Annotated in this window: 15 protein-coding genes; 9 read left to right on the top strand and 6 right to left on the bottom strand. The window is 71.7% G+C overall.

Annotated features, from left to right (window positions below; genetic code table 11):
• Nucleotides 1-61: 61 nt before the first annotated feature.
• The 3 genes from AB0Q90_RS09140 to AB0Q90_RS09130 all read right to left on the bottom strand — a co-directional run bounded on the left by AB0Q90_RS09140 (nucleotide 62) and on the right by AB0Q90_RS09130 (nucleotide 2,962).
• On the bottom strand, nucleotides 62-1,114 hold the full coding sequence (locus tag AB0Q90_RS09140; protein ID WP_363164835.1) for an aminotransferase class V-fold PLP-dependent enzyme: 1,053 nt from the start codon (nucleotides 1,112-1,114) through the stop codon (nucleotides 62-64).
• A 97-nt stretch (nucleotides 1,115-1,211) separates the two neighbouring features.
• Nucleotides 1,212-1,928: a DsbA family oxidoreductase gene (locus AB0Q90_RS09135; protein WP_363164836.1), complete on the bottom strand. Its 717-nt coding sequence runs from the start codon at nucleotides 1,926-1,928 to the stop codon at nucleotides 1,212-1,214.
• Nucleotides 1,929-1,990: 62 nt separating this feature from the next.
• Nucleotides 1,991-2,962, bottom strand: coding sequence for a helix-turn-helix domain-containing protein (locus AB0Q90_RS09130; RefSeq protein ID WP_363164837.1), 972 nt, complete (start codon nucleotides 2,960-2,962; stop codon nucleotides 1,991-1,993).
• Nucleotides 2,963-3,032: 70 nt separating this feature from the next.
• Here AB0Q90_RS09130 and AB0Q90_RS09125 point away from each other — a divergent pair, with 70 nt between their 5' ends.
• A complete protein-coding gene (locus AB0Q90_RS09125; protein ID WP_363164838.1) occupies nucleotides 3,033-4,412 on the top strand; it encodes an MFS transporter in 1,380 nt (459 codons plus the stop codon).
• On the opposite strand, the gene AB0Q90_RS09120 is transcribed toward AB0Q90_RS09125, so the two are convergent.
• Both AB0Q90_RS09120 and AB0Q90_RS09115 read right to left on the bottom strand, forming a co-directional pair.
• On the bottom strand, nucleotides 4,372-4,980 hold the full coding sequence (locus AB0Q90_RS09120; protein WP_363164839.1) for a DUF1349 domain-containing protein: 609 nt from the start codon (nucleotides 4,978-4,980) through the stop codon (nucleotides 4,372-4,374). The two genes, AB0Q90_RS09125 and AB0Q90_RS09120, sit on opposite strands and share 41 nt — an antisense overlap.
• Before the next feature lie 12 nt (nucleotides 4,981-4,992).
• Complete coding sequence (locus tag AB0Q90_RS09115) at nucleotides 4,993-6,531, bottom strand: aldehyde dehydrogenase (NADP(+)) (protein WP_363164840.1); 1,539 nt, start codon at nucleotides 6,529-6,531, stop codon at nucleotides 4,993-4,995.
• Between the two features lie 133 nt (nucleotides 6,532-6,664).
• Here AB0Q90_RS09115 and AB0Q90_RS09110 point away from each other — a divergent pair, with 133 nt between their 5' ends.
• The 6 genes from AB0Q90_RS09110 to AB0Q90_RS09085 all read left to right on the top strand — a co-directional run bounded on the left by AB0Q90_RS09110 (nucleotide 6,665) and on the right by AB0Q90_RS09085 (nucleotide 12,482).
• Complete coding sequence (locus AB0Q90_RS09110) at nucleotides 6,665-7,438, top strand: IclR family transcriptional regulator (protein ID WP_037743746.1); 774 nt, start codon at nucleotides 6,665-6,667, stop codon at nucleotides 7,436-7,438.
• Nucleotides 7,439-7,441: 3 nt separating this feature from the next.
• Nucleotides 7,442-7,912: a GNAT family N-acetyltransferase gene (locus AB0Q90_RS09105; RefSeq protein WP_363164841.1), complete on the top strand. Its 471-nt coding sequence runs from the start codon at nucleotides 7,442-7,444 to the stop codon at nucleotides 7,910-7,912.
• A gap of 81 nt (nucleotides 7,913-7,993) precedes the next feature.
• Nucleotides 7,994-8,992: a hypothetical protein gene (locus AB0Q90_RS09100; protein WP_363164842.1), complete on the top strand. Its 999-nt coding sequence runs from the start codon at nucleotides 7,994-7,996 to the stop codon at nucleotides 8,990-8,992.
• Entirely contained in the window at nucleotides 8,989-10,311 is a 1,323-nt protein-coding gene (locus AB0Q90_RS09095) for a histidine kinase (RefSeq protein ID WP_363164843.1), read from the top strand. The genes AB0Q90_RS09100 and AB0Q90_RS09095 overlap by 4 nt, the downstream gene beginning before the upstream one ends.
• Nucleotides 10,308-10,970, top strand: coding sequence for a response regulator transcription factor (locus AB0Q90_RS09090; RefSeq protein WP_363164844.1), 663 nt, complete (start codon nucleotides 10,308-10,310; stop codon nucleotides 10,968-10,970). The genes AB0Q90_RS09095 and AB0Q90_RS09090 overlap by 4 nt, the downstream gene beginning before the upstream one ends.
• 54 nt (nucleotides 10,971-11,024) lie before the next feature.
• Complete coding sequence (locus AB0Q90_RS09085) at nucleotides 11,025-12,482, top strand: penicillin-binding transpeptidase domain-containing protein (protein ID WP_363164845.1); 1,458 nt, start codon at nucleotides 11,025-11,027, stop codon at nucleotides 12,480-12,482.
• Nucleotides 12,483-12,518: 36 nt separating this feature from the next.
• On the opposite strand, the gene AB0Q90_RS09080 is transcribed toward AB0Q90_RS09085, so the two are convergent.
• Nucleotides 12,519-13,970, bottom strand: coding sequence for an NCS2 family permease (locus AB0Q90_RS09080; RefSeq protein WP_363164846.1), 1,452 nt, complete (start codon nucleotides 13,968-13,970; stop codon nucleotides 12,519-12,521).
• Nucleotides 13,971-14,229: 259 nt separating this feature from the next.
• Here AB0Q90_RS09080 and AB0Q90_RS09075 point away from each other — a divergent pair, with 259 nt between their 5' ends.
• Nucleotides 14,230-14,790 (top strand): SigE family RNA polymerase sigma factor, encoded by a 561-nt coding sequence (locus AB0Q90_RS09075; protein ID WP_363164847.1) that lies wholly within the window; start codon nucleotides 14,230-14,232, stop codon nucleotides 14,788-14,790.
• On the top strand, nucleotides 14,787-15,650 hold the full coding sequence (locus tag AB0Q90_RS09070) for a hypothetical protein (RefSeq protein ID WP_363164848.1): 864 nt from the start codon (nucleotides 14,787-14,789) through the stop codon (nucleotides 15,648-15,650). The genes AB0Q90_RS09075 and AB0Q90_RS09070 overlap by 4 nt, the downstream gene beginning before the upstream one ends.
• The last annotated feature ends 31 nt before the right edge of the window (nucleotides 15,651-15,681 follow it).

Below are 15,681 nucleotides of genomic sequence, written 5' to 3'. Positions count from 1 at the left end.
CTGGTGCCCTTCCTAGCGTCCCGGCCGGGCCTGCGCCAGTGGTTCAGGAAGACAGGGCCCTTCAGGAAGACAGGGCCTTCAGCAGACGGTCGACATCGGCCGCCGTGTTGTACAGGTGGAAGGACGCCCGCAGGTTGCCCGCGCGGTCGGAGACCTCGATGCCCGCCTCGCTCAACTCGGGCTGGCGGTGGCCCAGTCCGGGGACGGAGACGATGGCCGAGCCGGGTGACGGGACGGGTTCGTGGCCGAGGTCGGCGAGCCCGGCGCGGAAGCGGTCGGCGAGCGCGAGGTCGTGGGCGTGCACGGCGTCCACGCCGAGTTCCTCGACGAGGGAGAGGGAGGCGCGCAGTCCGGTGAGGGTGAACAGGGCGGGGCTGACGTCGAACCGCCGGGCGGAGTGGGCGAGTTCCTCGACGGGGCCGTAGCAGCTGTCCCAGGGCGCCTCTCCGGCGACCCAGCCGGCGAACAGCGGGATGAGCCCGCCGAAGTCACGCGGGACGACGAAGAAGGCGGTGCCGTGCGGGCCGAGGAGCCACTTGAAGCCCACGGTGGCGACGAAATCGTGGGCGTCGGCCGCCAGGGGCAGCCAGCCGGCCGACTGGGAGGCGTCGATGTAGGTCCGGGCGCCGTGCCTGCGGGCCGCCTCGCGCACCGCGGGCAGGTCGGCGACGCGGCCGTCGGCCGACTGGACTGCACTGACCGCGACGAGCGCGGTGCCGGGGCGGACGGACTCGGCGATCCGCTCCAGTGGGACGGCCCGCACCTTGAGGTCGCCGCGCATGTGGAAGGGGTTCACCAGCGAGGCGAAGTCGGCCTCCGCGGTGAGGACTTCGGCTCCGGCGGGCAGCGAGGCGGCGATCAGCCCGCCCAGCTCGGCGACCGAGGCGCCGGCCGCGACCCGCTCGACCGGCACCCCTGCCAACCGGGCGAAGACGGCCCGGGCGGCCTCGATGTCCTCGTACAGGGACCCGATCGGACGCCCTTCGGCCCGCATCCGCACCGCGCGCTGTACGGCGGTCACGGTGCGGGCCGGGAGCAGGCTGTTGCTCGCGGTGTTGAGGTAGGTGTTCTCCGGGGCGAACTCGGCTCGGACGAGGGTCTCGAAGGTCTCCATGGGACCACTCTGCGACCCCGTGGAACTCCCCGTCCATTGCGAATTTTTACGTGGTTTCGCTAAGCAGCCCTTATAGATCCGCCCCGACCTGCGGCTTTCAGCTCTGCTGGGGTACCGCGCACCCGTCGGGACCGCAGGCGTCCGCCTCGCCCTGGTCGATCAGCGTGAGCGGGGAGCGCTCGCCCCACGCCTGGGCCAGGGCCTGGGTGAAGACGTCGGCGGGCTGGGCGCCGGAGACGCCGTACTTGCGGTCGATGACGAAGAAGGGCACGCCGGTCGCGCCGAGCTGGGCGGCCTCGCGCTCGTCGGCGCGGACGTCGTCGGCGTAGGCGGTGGGGTCGGCGAGCACCTTGCGGGCGGCGGCCTCGTCCAGGCCGACGGCGACGGCCAGCCGCACGAGCCGCTCGTCGTCCTCGAAGACGGAGGCCTCCTCGGCGAAGTTCGCCTCGTACAGGGCCTGGATCAGCTCGCCCTGGCGGCCCTGCTCCTTGGCGAAGTGCAGCAGGCGGTGCATGTCGAAGGTGTTGCCGTGGTCGCGGCCGTGGGTGCGGTACGTGAGGCCCTCGGCGGCGGCCTGGGTGCCGAGGTTGTCCTCGGCGGCCTGGGCCTGCGCCTCGCTCATGCCGTACTTCTTGGCGAGCATCGGGACGACGGGGCCGGTGTCGCCCTTGGCGCGGCCGGGGTCCAGCTCGAAGGAGCGGTGCACCACCTCGACCTTGTCGTGGTGCGGGAAGGCCGCGAGCGCCTTCTCGAAGCGGGCCTTGCCCACGTAGCACCAGGGGCAGGCGATGTCGCTCCAGATCTCGACGCGCATGTTCTCGGCTCTCTCCAGGTCGGACGGATACGGAGACTGCCTCCGCAAAGGTAGGTGAACGTTCAAGCTGCCGGGTTCATTCCCTGGAGGCCCCCGAGGCGGCTGAACTGCGTCCGGTAGGCGCTCGGGGTCAGCCCGGTGCGCCGGACCAGGTGGACCCGGAGCGAGTCGGCGGTGCCCAGACCGCTGGCGCGGGCCACCTGGTCCATGGGGAGCGCGGTGGTCTCCAGCAGCTCCCTGGCCCGCTCGATGCGCTGGTGGAGCAGCCACTGCAGCGGGCTCACCCCGCTCTCGGCGTGGAAGCGGCGGGTGAGGGTGCGCACGCTCACCCCCGCGTGCCGGGCCAGGTCGGTGAGGGTGAGCGGCTTGTCGAGGTTGCGCATGGCCCAGCCGCGGGTGTCGGCGCAGGCGGTGCCGCGCTCGGGCGGCAGCGGGGTGTGGGCGAACTGGGTCTGGCCGCCGGGCCGCACCGGGGCGACCAGGGCGAGCCGGGCCACCTCGTTGGCCACGGCGGCGCCGTAGTCGGTGCGGATGATGTGCAGGCACATGTCGATGCCGGCGGCGTAGCCGGAGGCGGTGAGGATCTGGCCGTCCTGCACGTAGAGGACGTCGCCCTGGACGTCGAGCGCCGGGTACCGCTCGCGCAGCTCCTGGGTGAGCTGCCAGTACGTGGTGGCGCTGCGGCCGTCGAGCAGGCCCGCCTCGGCGAGCACGAAGGCGCCACTGCAGATGGAGGCGACGCGCTTGCCGGCCGCCGCGGCCTCACGGACGGCCACGACGGTGCGCGGCTCCGGCTCGTACCGCTCGCCGGTGCCCGCGACGAGCACGGTGTCGGCCTCGTCGAGGATCTCCAGCCCCTTGCCGACGTGCAGGTCCAGTCCCCCGGTCGTGACGATCACCCCGGGCTCGGGCGTGCAGACGGTCACCTCGTACCCGGGCCGGCCGTCGACGTGCGCCCGCTCGAAGAAGAGCTCCGGGATGGCGAGGTTGAACATCGACACCCGGAAGGGCGCGATGACGGCGACACGGTGCATGGCCAGAACCTCCGGACGTATGGCATTCCGGCCACTACTGTACGCCGGGCCTGATCCGCAGCATGAGGGCATGTCGACGAAACAGGCCTCCCAACTGCCCGGACGTGACCTCCCGTTGGACGTCAGGCAGCCCTCCGCCGCACTCACCCTCACCGCCGCCCTCCTCGGCTTCGGGCTGATCTGCCTCGACGCCTCCGTGGTGAACGTGGCCCTGCCCGCGATCGGCGACTCCCTCGGCAGCGGCATGTCCGGCCTGCAGTGGGTGGTGGACGCCTACACGCTGGCCTTCGCCGCGCTGATGCTGTCCACCGGCGCCTTCTCCGACCGGGTGGGGGCGAGCCGCGCCTACGCGCTCGGCGCCACGGTGTTCACGCTCGCCTCGGTGGCCTGCGGTCTGGCGCCGAACCTGCCGGTCCTGCTGGGCGCGCGGGTGGTGCAGGGCGTGGCGGCGGCCGTCGTACTGCCCGCCTCGCTGGCGCTGGTACGCCAGGCGTACGCCGATCCGGCGCGGCGGGCCCGTGCGGTGGCGCTGTGGGCGGCGGGCGGCTCGGTGGCGGTGGCGCTGGGCCCGGTCGCGGGCGGCGCGCTGACCACGGCCTGGGACTGGCGCGGGATCTTCTTCGTCAATCTGCCGGTCGGGCTGCTGATCCTGGCCCTGCTGCTGCGGGCCCCTCGGTCGCAGCGGCGTCCGGCGCCGCTGGACCTGCCCGGCCAGCTGACGGCGGTGCTCGCGCTGACGGCGCTGGCGTTCGCGGTGATCGAGGGCGGCACGGCGGGCTGGGCGGCGCTGGCGGTGGCGGTCGTCTCCGCGGTGGCTTTCCTGCGGATCGAGGCGCGGCAGCCGCACCCGGTGGTCCCGCTCGGCCTGTTCCGCAACCGGACGGTGACCGTGGCGGTCGCGGCGGGCGCGGCGGTCAGCGTCGCCTTCTACAGCATGGTGTTCGTCTTCTCGCTGTTCTTCCAGCAGGTCCAGGGCCTGTCCGCGCTGCGCGCGGGGCTGATGTTCCTGCCGATGACCGGCCTGATCGCGGTGACGAACGTGATCGCGGGCAAGCTCGCGAGCCGCCACGGCGTACGGCTGCCCATGCTGCTGGGCCAGGGCCTGGCCGTGGCGGGACTGCTTCTGCTGCTGGTCGTGGACGCCGACACGCCCCCGGCCCTGCTGGCGGTGCTCCTCGTCCCCATGGCGCTGGGCTGCGCGCTGACGGTGCCGCCGCTGACGGCGGCCATGATGGACGCCGTACCGGCGGAGCGGGCGGGCCTGACGGCGGGCATCCTCAACGCGGCGCGTCAGGTGTCCGGGGGGCTCGGGATCGCGGTGTTCGGGGCGCTGGTCTCCGACGGTTTCGTGTCGGGGATGCACGTGTGCGTCGGCATCAGCGCGGCGCTGCTCGCGGTGACCTTCGCGCTCAGCTTCCGTCTCTCAGGTCGTCCGGCCAGCCGGTCCTGAACTCGATGTGGTCGTACGTCACGACGCAGCCCTCCCCCATCGGCGACTGGGCCAGGAAGCCGACGAGGGCCGCGCCGGTCTCCTTCTCGTCGCCCAGGGTGAACAGCCGGACGAAGGTCCAGCGCTGACCGTCGCGGGAGGCGTGGAAGGCGAAGGCACGCCCGGTGCGGCTCACCCGCAGCCACACCGAACTTCCCTCCACGGTCCAGGAGTTGGCGTCGTCGGAGTGTCCCCGGGTGACCACCGTGCAGACGGTGGGCACGTCCGGGGAGTACTCCAGACACAGCTTGGCCCAGGCCCGCTCCCCCACATGGACGTAGAGCACCCCGGCGTCGAAGGCCCCGGCGAACCCGACGGTCACCCGGGCGATGAGCTGGAAGTCCCCCTCGGGCGCCCCGAGCAGACGGGGCGCGTCGGAGGCGGGATCCAGCGCCTCGCCGGTGGGCGGCACGAAGCGGTCCTGCCGGGGACCGGCCCATCCGGTGAGCACACCGTCCTCGTAGGACCAGTGGCCGTCGGGGCCGTAGGTACGCAGGAGGAAGGGCAGTTCGGGGAGTGTTACGTCCATGGTCGAATCGTCTCAGGCCGAGGGGAGTTCCAGGCGCCCGTTGAACCGACGGGGCAGCCCCAGCGGATTCTCGTCCTTCAGCTCCGCCGGAAGCAGCGCCTCGGGCGCACCCTGATACGCGACCGGCCGCAGCCACCGCTCGATGGCCGTACCGCCGACCGACGTGGACGTCGACGTGGTCGCCGGGTACGGGCCTCCGTGGTGCTGGGCCGGAGCCACGGCAACACCCGTCGGCCAGCCGTTCACCAGCACACGCCCCGCCAACGGCGTCAGTTCCGCAAGCAGTTCGGGCCCGCGGCCCTTGCCCGCCGCCTCCTCCGACGACACATGAACCGTCGCCGTCAGGTTGCCCGGAAGCCGCGACAGCACCGTCTTCGCCTCGTCCTCGCTCGCGTAGCGGGCCACGACCGTGACGGGACCGAAGCACTCCTCCAGGAGCAGGTCGTACGCGCCCTCGGCCGCCAGCCTGTCCGCCGCCACCGTCAGGAAGCCCGCGCTCACCGTGTGCTCGCTGCCGGCCCCCGGGGTCACGGGCGTCTCCACGTCGGGCAGCTCGGCGCGCTCGGCAACCCCGGCGACGAAGTTGTCCCGCATGCGGTGGTCGAGCAGGACGCCCGCGTCGGTGTTGCTGACGGCGTCCGTCAGGGACTTGACCAGCTGGTCGCCCGCGTCGCCGGCCGGGGCCAGCACCAGACCGGGCTTCACGCAGAACTGGCCGACGCCCAGCGTCATGGAGCCCGCGAGCCCCGAGCCGATGGCCTCCGCGCGCTCGGCGGCCGCGGCCTCCGTGATGAGCACGGGGTTCAGGGAGCCCAGCTCGCCGTGGAAGGGGATCGGGACCGGGCGGGCGGCCGCCGCGTCGAAGAGGGCACGCCCGCCTCGTACCGAACCGGTGAAGCCGGCCGCCGCGACCAGCGGGTGCTTGATCAGTTCGATGCCGGCCTCGAAGCCGTGGACGAGACCGACGACGCCCGCGGGGATGCCGTGCTCGGCGGCGGCCGTGCGCAGGACCTTGGCGACCAGTTCGGACAGCGCCGGGTGGTCGGGGTGGGCCTTGACGACGACGGGGCAGCCCGCGGCGAGCGCGCTCGCGGTGTCGCCGCCCGCGACGGAGAAGGCGAAGGGGAAGTTCGAGGCCGAGTACACGGCCACGACGCCGAGCGGCACCTTGTAGCGGCGCAGATCCGGGATCGGCGGGGTCGCGGTGTCGTCGGGGTGGTTGATCACGACGTCGAGGAAGGCGCCCTCGTCGACGATGTCGGCGAAGGCCCGCAGCTGGTAGCTGGTGCGGGCGAGTTCGCCGGTGAGCCGGACCGGGCCGAGCGCGGTCTCGGCGTCGGCCGCCTCGACGAGCTGGTCCTTGGCGGTCTGAAGCCGGTCGGCGGCCGTGCGCAGGAAGGCGGCGCGGACCGAACGGTCGGCGAGGGCCGCGCGGGCGTCGTGCGCGGCGCGAACGGCGGCGTCCACCTCCTGGGCTGTGGCCTCCACCGCAACCTGCTCGCGCTGCTTCCCGGTACGGGGGTCGACACTCCAGACTGGTGCTGCTGCCACCGCGGGTCCCTCCACACATGTAATGCCGCAGTACTGGGTCATCCACCAGGGTCGTTCGATATACTGAACGCTGTCTCTGATGGTGAATATGCTGTTGGAGACTATTTCCCGTCGAACGAAGGGGTCAAGGGCGATGTCGGCTGGCGAGACGGGGGGCGGGGCGCAGGTCAAGTCCGCGGTGCGGACGGTTGAACTGCTCGAATACTTCGCCGGCCGCCCCGGCATGCACTCCCTCGCGGCGGTCCAGGAGGCCGTCGGCTACCCCAAGTCCAGCCTGTACATGCTGCTGCGCACCCTGGTGGAACTGGGCTGGGTGGAGACCGACGCCACGGGCACGCGATACGGCATCGGGGTGCGGGCGCTGCTGGTCGGCACCTCGTACATCGACGGCGACGAGGTGGTCGCGGCGGCGCGCCCGACGCTGGACCGCCTGTCGGACGACACCACCGAGACCATCCACCTGGCCCGTCTGGACGGCACGAACGTCGTCTACCTCGCCACCCGCCAGTCGCAGCACTATCTGCGCCCCTTCACCCGGGTCGGCCGCCGCCTCCCGGCGCACTCCACTTCCCTCGGCAAGGCCCTGCTGAGCACGTACACCGACGAGCAGGTCCGCAAGATGCTCCCGGAGACCCTGCCGGCGCTCACGGAGAACACGATCACGGACCGGGAGAAGCTCATCGAGGAGCTGCACCAGGTGCGCGAGCAGGGCTTCGCCGTGGACCGCGAGGAGAACACCCTGGGGCTGCGCTGCTTCGGCGTGGCGATCCCCTACCGCACGCCCGCGCGGGACGCGATCAGCTGCTCGGTGCCGGTGGCGCGGCTGACACCCGCGCACGAGCAGATGGTGAAGGACGCGCTGTTCGACGCGCGGGACCGACTGACACTGGCCACCCGTAGGCTCTGAGGCATGCAGATTGCCCTTCGCGAGGTTCACGACAGCGATCTGCCGGTGTTCTTCCGGCAGATGAACGACCCGGAAGCCCTGCGCATGGCGGCCTTCACCCCGAAGGATCCCGCCGACTGGGACGCCTTCACGGCCCACTGGAAGCGGGTCCGCGCCTCGGACGCCGTCAACCGGACCGTGCTCGTCGACGGTGACGTGGTGGGCAGCGCGGCGGTGTACGGCGAACCGGGCGAGCGCGAGGTCACCTACTGGATCGACCGGGCGTACTGGGGCCGCGGCATCGCGACGGCCGCGCTGCGGGCGCTGCTGGCGGAGGTGCCCGAACGCCCGCTGTACGCACGGGCGGCCGCCGACAACGACGCCTCGCGCCGGGTCCTGGAGAAGTGCGGCTTCCGGCTGTCCGCCCAGGCCCGCGGCTTCGCGGCCGCCCGCGGCGAGGAGATCGACGAGGTCGTGCTGACGCTGGAAGGCTGAGTACCTTCTCCCCCGCGCGGCGGAGAGGGATCATCGCCGTGCAGGAGGTGGGCGCCGGGGCCCCCGCGAGAGCGTTGAGGCATGACGCAGTCACTCGTCGCCGAGCCCGGCGCCCCCGCCCTCCCCCGTCGCGCGCTGCGCGCCGCCGCCATCGTCTCCTGCCTGCCGTACCTCGGGCTCAAGGTGGCCTGGATCGCCGGGAGTCACATCGGGATCCCGGAGGGCAGCTCGCTGCTCGACCACCCGACCGCCATGGCCGTCGCCAACGGGGTCACGCTGCTGATGGACAGCGGTGTGATCGTGCTGGCGCTGGTGCTGACCCAGCCCTGGGGGCTGCGCGTGCCGGCCTGGCTGCTGGCGGTGCCGGTGTGGGTCGCGACCGGGCTGCTCGCGCCGATCATGACGGGGTTCCCGCTCCAGCTGCTGGTGAAGCTGCTCGGCGGGACGGTGAACAACGCCGACGACACCGGCGGCGAACCCTTCCTCCACGACTGGGTGTTCGGGGTCGTCTACGGCGGCTTCATCGTCCAGGGCCTGGCCCTCGGCACGCTCTTCGTGCTCTACGCCCGTGACCGCTGGGGCGACTTGTGGCGCGGCCGGGTCTGGGAGCTGCCGCGCGGTTCGGGCGGTCCCGTCCGGCACGCCGGTGCCGTTGCCGCCGCCGTCGTCGCCCTGTTCCCGCTCGCCTGCCATCTGCTGTGGGCCGGCGGCGCCACCGCCGGTCTGAGCGAGGGCCGGATCGCCGACCGCACCACCGACTTCCACGTCCTGCAGGCCGTGGACGCGCTCTTCCTCCTCGCGGCCGTCGGCGGCGCCTGGCTGCTCGCCTTCCGCAGCGCCCCGGTGCTGCCGGTCAGGGTGCCGCTCGCCCTGGCCTGGGTCGGCTCGGGCGCCGTCGCCTGCTGGGGCGCCTGGCTGTCGCTCGCGTCGCTGACCGGGACGGACGACGTCGGCGACCGCCTCACGCCGGTGATGCACTTCGCCTACGCTGGCCAGATGATCACCGGCATCCTCGTGGCCGCCGTAGGGGCCCACTTCCTCGCGGAGCGGTCCGCCGTCCTCCCCCGGCACCGGACGTGAGGGAGTTCGCCCGGTTCCTGTTCGGGCGACGGACGCGCCGGCGCTGGATCCATCTGATCCTCGGCGGCGCGCTCGCCATGCCGTACGTCTTCGTCGGCGAGATCGTCGTGGGGCCGGCCCTCGACGTGCGCTACGTCTTCCAGGACATCGTCGCCCAACTCCTGTCGTTCGCCGTCGGGTTGCCGCTCGCCGCCCTGACGGCCGCGCTGTTCCCGCTGACCCGCTCGCTGGAGGCCGCCGCCGTGCGCTCGCTGTGCGGTGTCGACGAGCACAGGCTCACCTACGATCCGGCCCGCGGCCGGGCCGCCAAGGGGCGTACGGCGGCCTGGTTCACGCTGCACCTCGGGTTCGGCGGGATCATCGCCGGGATGTCGCTCGCGGTGCCGCCGTTCGCCGCCGTGCTCCTCGCCCTGCCGCCGGTCGCCGCGCTGACCGGCTCCCGGCTCGGCATGCCCGAAGTACTCGACCGCGCCTGGGTGTTGGCGTTGCTGCCGTTCGCGGGCGTGGCCTGTCTGGTCGCGCTCGCCGCCTGCGCGGCCGGCGCGGGCGCGCTGCTCGCCCGCTGGGCGCCCGCCCTGCTCGGCCCCACGCCGGAGGACCGGCTCGCGGCGGCCGAGGCCCGCGCCGCCGATCTCGCCGTGCGCAACCGGCTGGCCCGTGAGCTGCACGACCTGGTCGGGCACGCGCTGAGCGCGGTGACCCTCCAGGCGAGCGCGGCCCGCCGACTCCTCGACAGCGACCCGGAGTTCGTGCGTGAGGCGCTCGAAGCGATCGAGGACACCACCCGGCGCACGGTCGGCGAACTGGACGCGGTCCTCGGGGTGTTGCGGGACGGCGACGGCCCCGGCACGGCCCCGGCGCCCACCCTCGCCGCCGACCTGGACGGGCTGCTGCGCCGCACCCGGGCCGCCGGTCTGCGGGTGACGGCCACGGTCGACGCCGAACCCGGGGACCTGCCGGAGATGCTGTCCCGCGAGGCGTACCGCATCGTGCAGGAGGGGCTGAGCAACGCCCTCAAGCACGCGGGCAGCCAGGATGTAACCCTGCGCATTGAGGCCGCGGGCAAGCATCTGGACATCACCTTGGAGAACCCGCTGCGAGCAGCGCCCCAAAGGGGCGCGGGGAACTGCGCGACCAGCCACGACGGACCCGCAGACGATCAACGGTCCAGCGCCGCATTTCCCGCGGAGCGCAGGGGCGGCCACGGGCTGCGCGGCATCGCCGACCGGGCCCGGCTGCTGGGCGGCACGGCGGAGGCGGGGCCGGCCGGGGACACCTGGCGACTGCACGTACGTCTTCCGACGAAAGGACCCGCATGACCGACCGCCCGCCCGTCCGGATCGTCCTCGCCGACGACGAGCGCATGGTCCGCACCGCCCTGCGCGCGATCCTCTCCGCCGAGCCGGACCTGGAGGTCGTCGGCGAGGCTGCCACCGGCGCCGAGGCCGTGTCCGTCGTACGCGAAGAGCGGCCCGACGTCGTGCTGATGGACGTACGCATGCCGGAGATCGACGGCATCCGCGCCACCGAGCAGATCCTCGCCACGCTCGACGCCCCGCCCCGCGTGGTCGTCGTGACCACCTTCGAGAACGACTCCTACGTGTACGACGCCCTGCGCGCCGGAGCGGCCGGGTTCCTGCTCAAGCGGGCCGACGCGGACGCCCTCGTCCAGGCGGTGCGGCTGGTCGCGCGCAGCGACACCCTGCTGTTCCCGGCCGCCGTGCGCACCCTCGCCGCCGAGCACGCGCGCGCGTACCCCGCGCCCGCGCCCTGGGTGGCGAAGCTCACCGGGCGGGAGAGCGAGGTGCTGCGGCTGATGGCGGCCGGGCTGACCAACGCGGAGATCGCCCGCCGGATGGAGGTCGGCCCCGCCACCGTGAAGTCGCACGTCGCGGCGGTGCTGGCGAAGACGGGCACCCGGGACCGCACCCAGGCCGTGGTCGCCGCGTACGAGGCGGGCTTCATGAACACTCGATGAGAAAAGCCGCGCAAGGGAACGATTCCCCCCGCCCGGCTCGTCCTGACCAGCGCAATGAACAAGACGATCAGGCGCGCCTCGGTCTTCACGCTGCTCATGGTGCTCGCTCTGCTGATCAGGGCGACCTGGGTGCAGTTCTACGAGGGCCAGGCGCTCGCGGACGACAAGGACAACCGGCGGAACGTGATCGCGACGTACGCGGCGCCGCTCGGGAACATCATCGTGGCCGGTGAGGCGATCACCGGTTCCGCGCGGACGAAGGGAAGCGACCTCGCGTACGAGCGCACGTACACCGACGGCGAGCTGTACGCGGCAGTGACGGGCTACGCCTCGCAGGCGTATGCGTCGACCCAGCTGGAGGGCATCTACCAGGACCTGCTCAACGGCACGGACAACCGGCTGAAGACCGCACTGGACACGGTCACCAACAAGCGGGCCGATCCGGGCAACGTGGTCACCACGATCGACCCCGATGTGCAGAAGGCGGCCTACGAGGCGCTCGGCGACAAGAAGGGCGCGGCGGTCGCGATCGACCCGACGACCGGGAAGATCCTGGCGGTCGTGTCGACCCCGTCGTACGACCCGTCGTCGCTGACGAACGCCAATACCGCCGGGACGGCCTGGAAGAAGCTGAACAAGGACTCCGACAAACCGCTGACCAACCGCGCGCTGCGCCAGCCGGTGGCGCCGGGTTCGACGTTCAAGCTGGTCGTGGCGGCGGCCGCGCTGGAGGACGGGCTGTACTCGTCGGTGGACGAGAAGACCGACAGCCCGGACCCGTACACGCTGCCGGGCACGACCACGGTCCTGAAGAACGAGAACACCTCCGCGCCCTGCGAGAACGCCTCGATCCGGGTGGCGCTCCAGTACTCCTGCAACAACGTCTTCGCGAAGATGGCCTACGACCTGGGCCAGGACAAGGTGCGGGAGACGGCGGAGAAGTTCGGCTTCAACGACGACGAGCAGGATGTGCCGGTGCGGGCGTACGAGAGCGTGTACCCGTCCGGCATGGACGAGGCGCAGACCGCACTGACGGGCATCGGCCAGTTCGACGTCACCGCGACACCGCTCCAGATGGCCATGGTGTCGGCGGCCATCTCCAACGGCGGCAAGCAGGTGTCGCCGCACATGGTCTCGCAGATCACCGACAGCGACGGCAGTGTCCTCAAGGACTACGACGACGAGGCCGGCACGACGCGGATCATGAGCTCCGAGACCGCCGAGCAGCTTCAGTCGGCCATGCAGACGGTCGTCGAGGACGGAACGGGCACGAACGCGCGGATCTCGGGCGCGACCGTGGGCGGCAAGACCGGTACGGCGCAGCGCGGTGAGAACAACAGCAAGACGCCGTATGCCTGGTTCACGTCGTATGCGAAGTCCGACTCGAACGGCAAGGAGGTCGCGGTCGCGGTCATGGTCGAGCAGTCGGACGCGGCCCGGTCGGAGGTCAGCGGCAACGGGCTGGCCGCGCCGGTGGCCAAGGCGATGATGGAAGCGGCACTCAAGAGCTAGCGCGAGGGCCCCGGTTCGACGCCGGGGCCCTTTCCCCTACTTCACGCCCAGGATCTGCTCGATGGGATCGATCGCGAAGTACACCAGGAACAGCGCCGAGGTCCCCCACAGCAGCCAGTGGACGTCCTTCGCCTTGCCCAGCACCGTCTTGATGAGGACGTAGGCGACGAAGCCCGCCCCGATGCCGTTGGTGATGGAGTACGTGAACGGCATCACGGCGATGGTGAGGAACGCCGGGATGGCGATCTCGTACTTGTCCCAGTCGATGTGCTTGACCTGGGTCATCATCAGGAAGCCGACGGCGACCAGGGCGGGCGCCGCCGCCTGGAGCGGGACGATGGTGAGCAGCGGGGTGAGGAAGAGCGCGAGGGCGAACAGGCCGCCGGTGACCAGGTTGGAGAAGCCGGTGCGCGAGCCCTCGCCGACACCGGCCGCCGACTCGATGTACGACGTCGCCGAGGAGGAGGACGCGGCCCCGCCCGCGACCGCCGCCGCGCCGTCGATGAGCAGCACCCGGCCGAGGTTCGGGACCTTGCCGTCCTCGTCGAGCAGGTCCGCCTCCGCGCTGACGCCGACGACCGTGCCCATGGTGTCGAAGAAGTCGGACAGGATCAGCGTGAAGACGAGCAGGACGACCGTGATGACGGTGGTCTCGCCGAACGCCCCGAACAGGCTGAACTGACCGAGCAGCCCGAAGTCGGGGGTGTCGACCAGCTCGTCCGGCCACTCGGGCGTGGTCAGGCCCCAGGCCTTGACGTCGGCGATCGAGTTGACGACCAGCGCGACGATCGTCATGGCGACGATGCTGATCAGGATGGCGCCCTTGACCTTGCGGGCGAGCAGTCCGATCGTCAGCAGCACGCCGAGGCAGAAGACGAGGATCGGCCAGCCGGTGAGGGTGCCGGTGCCGCCGAGCTGCACCGGGACCGTGGTGTTCGCGGCGTCGGGGATACGGCTGACGAAGCCGGCGTCGACGAAGCCGATGAAGGCGATGAACAGGCCGATGCCGACACTGATCGCCTGCTTGAGCGGTTGCGGGATGGCGTGCATGACGGCCTCGCGCAGCCCGGTGACCACCAGGACGCAGATCAGCAGGCCTTCGAGGACGATCAGGCCCATCGCGTCGTCCCAGCTCATCAGCGGGGCGATCTGGAAGGCGACGACGGCGTTGAGGCCGAGGCCGGCGGCGAGGGCGAGCGGCAGGTTGCCGCCGACGCCCATGATGATCGTCATGACGGCCGCGACCAAGGCGGTGGCGGTGGTGAGTTGGACGGGGTCGAGCTGCTCGCCGAACTTGTCCTTGGCGCTGCCGAGGATGATGGGATTCAGGACAAGGATGTAGGCCATCGTGAAGAAGGTGGCGAAGCCGCCGCGTATCTCACGACTGAAGGTGGACCCCCGTTCGGAGATCTTGAAGAAGCGGTCGACGCTGTTCACGGGCGGTGGCGCGTCCTCCGGCCGGTCGACGGTCTTCTGCAGTTCGGACATGCGGGTTGCTCCTTGTTGCCTGAATGATCGATGTGCGGATGCTGGCTGGATTGTTCCCGTGTCGAACCCGTTTCAGGTTTTCCCCGTGTTACGGATCGGGCCTGCTCAATGTGCGGGTGGCCACACGTTGTTCGAAGCCCCGTACGAACCGGGTGTTCGATCACTGCTACGCTTCCGGACCTCGACCGGAAGATCGCGGGAAGATCCCCGGACCATCACACGTCATTCACATGCCACTCACAGGCAGGAGAGGTCGCCCGTGGGCACAGTCGTCGACGACGCCGCCTCCGTGGAGTTCCATGCCTTCTTCGAGCGCCACTACGCCGAACTGTCCCGGCTGGCCCATCTGTTGACGGGCGAGGCGGACGCCGCCGACGATCTGGCGGCGGACGCGCTGCTGGCGCTGTGGCACCGCTGGGACCGGGTCCGCGCGGCGGATCATCCGGTCGCCTACGCGCGCGGGGTGGTGGCCAACCTGGCCCGCACCCGGATCCGCAGCGCGGTCCGCGAACGGCGGCGCATCGCCCTGTTCTGGTCGCAGCGCGAGGAGAAGACCGAGAACCCGGACGTGGCGGGCGTCGTCGACGTGCAGGAGGCGTTGCGTAGACTCCCGTTCCGCAAACGCGCCTGCGTGGTGCTGCGGCACGCGTTCGACCTCTCGGAGAAGGACACCGCGCTCGCCCTCGGCGTCTCCGTCGGTACGGTGAAGAGCCAGACCTCGAAGGGAATGGCGGAACTCCAGCGGCTGCTCGGCACGCAGGGGGCACCACTGACGATGCACGCGGCCATGGCGCGCAACGCCGCAGGAAGGGACCGATGAGCATGCAGCGGGACGTGCACGACGAACTGCGCGCCCGGCTGCACCAGGCGGCCGAGGCGCACGAGCCGAACCGCGAGCGCATCCTCGCCCGGATCGAGCGCGGCATGAGCGAACAGACCCGCGCCGACCACCGGGCGACCCGTCCGCCGGTGTTCGGCTGGGTGCGGGTGGTGAGCGCCACGGCCGCGGTCGCGGGCGTGCTCGCGGTCGGCGGCTACGCGGTGGCCTCCGCCGTGAAGGAGGACACCCCGCAGCAGACGGTGGCGACCTCGCCGACGCCCACGCCGTCACCGGACACGACGAGCCGTAAGCCGGTGCCGCCGGCCCCGCCCGCGGACCCGGATCCGGAGAACTCCGAGGAGACCGACGGGGGGCCGAGTTCGTCGCCCACGCAGACGCAGCCGTCGGCGACGGCGCAGCCGCCCGCGGCGGGTGAGGAGGACGGCCCGCTGTGGTCGGACGGCTCGGTGGACCCGCACAGCAACGAGTTCTGGGCGCAGAGCAATGTGACCCTGAAGACGGACCGGGAACTGACCGGGCTCACCGTCGTGCTGAAGGTGGCGCAGACCGGTGGGGTGACCTCGACAGGCGCCTGGCGGTCGCTGCCGGAGGACGACTTCGTGCTCACCGTCGAGGAGCGGGACGGCTTCCTCGTCCACACCTGGACGCTCAAGGAGGGCCGTACGGTCCCCAAGGGCGAGTGGGTGTTCGCGGGGCAGTACAACCATGAGCGCGGCGGCCGGGACGCCCAGGGCGACAGCTACGCGGCGACGGCCCGGGCCGGTGACGAACAGCTGTCCGTGGGGGGCGACTTCGCGCCGCACGAGGGCGACGACGCGGACGCCGAAGGCGATTCCTGAGAGTTTTTCGAAAGAGCGGCAACCCATTCCC

It is taken from the genome of Streptomyces sp. NPDC079141 (assembly GCF_040686775.1).
In the GTDB taxonomy this organism is placed as follows: Bacteria; Actinomycetota; Actinomycetes; order Streptomycetales; family Streptomycetaceae; genus Streptomyces.
Note: the sequence above shows the minus strand (reverse complement) of the source record. Positions and strands in the feature narration are given on the sequence as shown.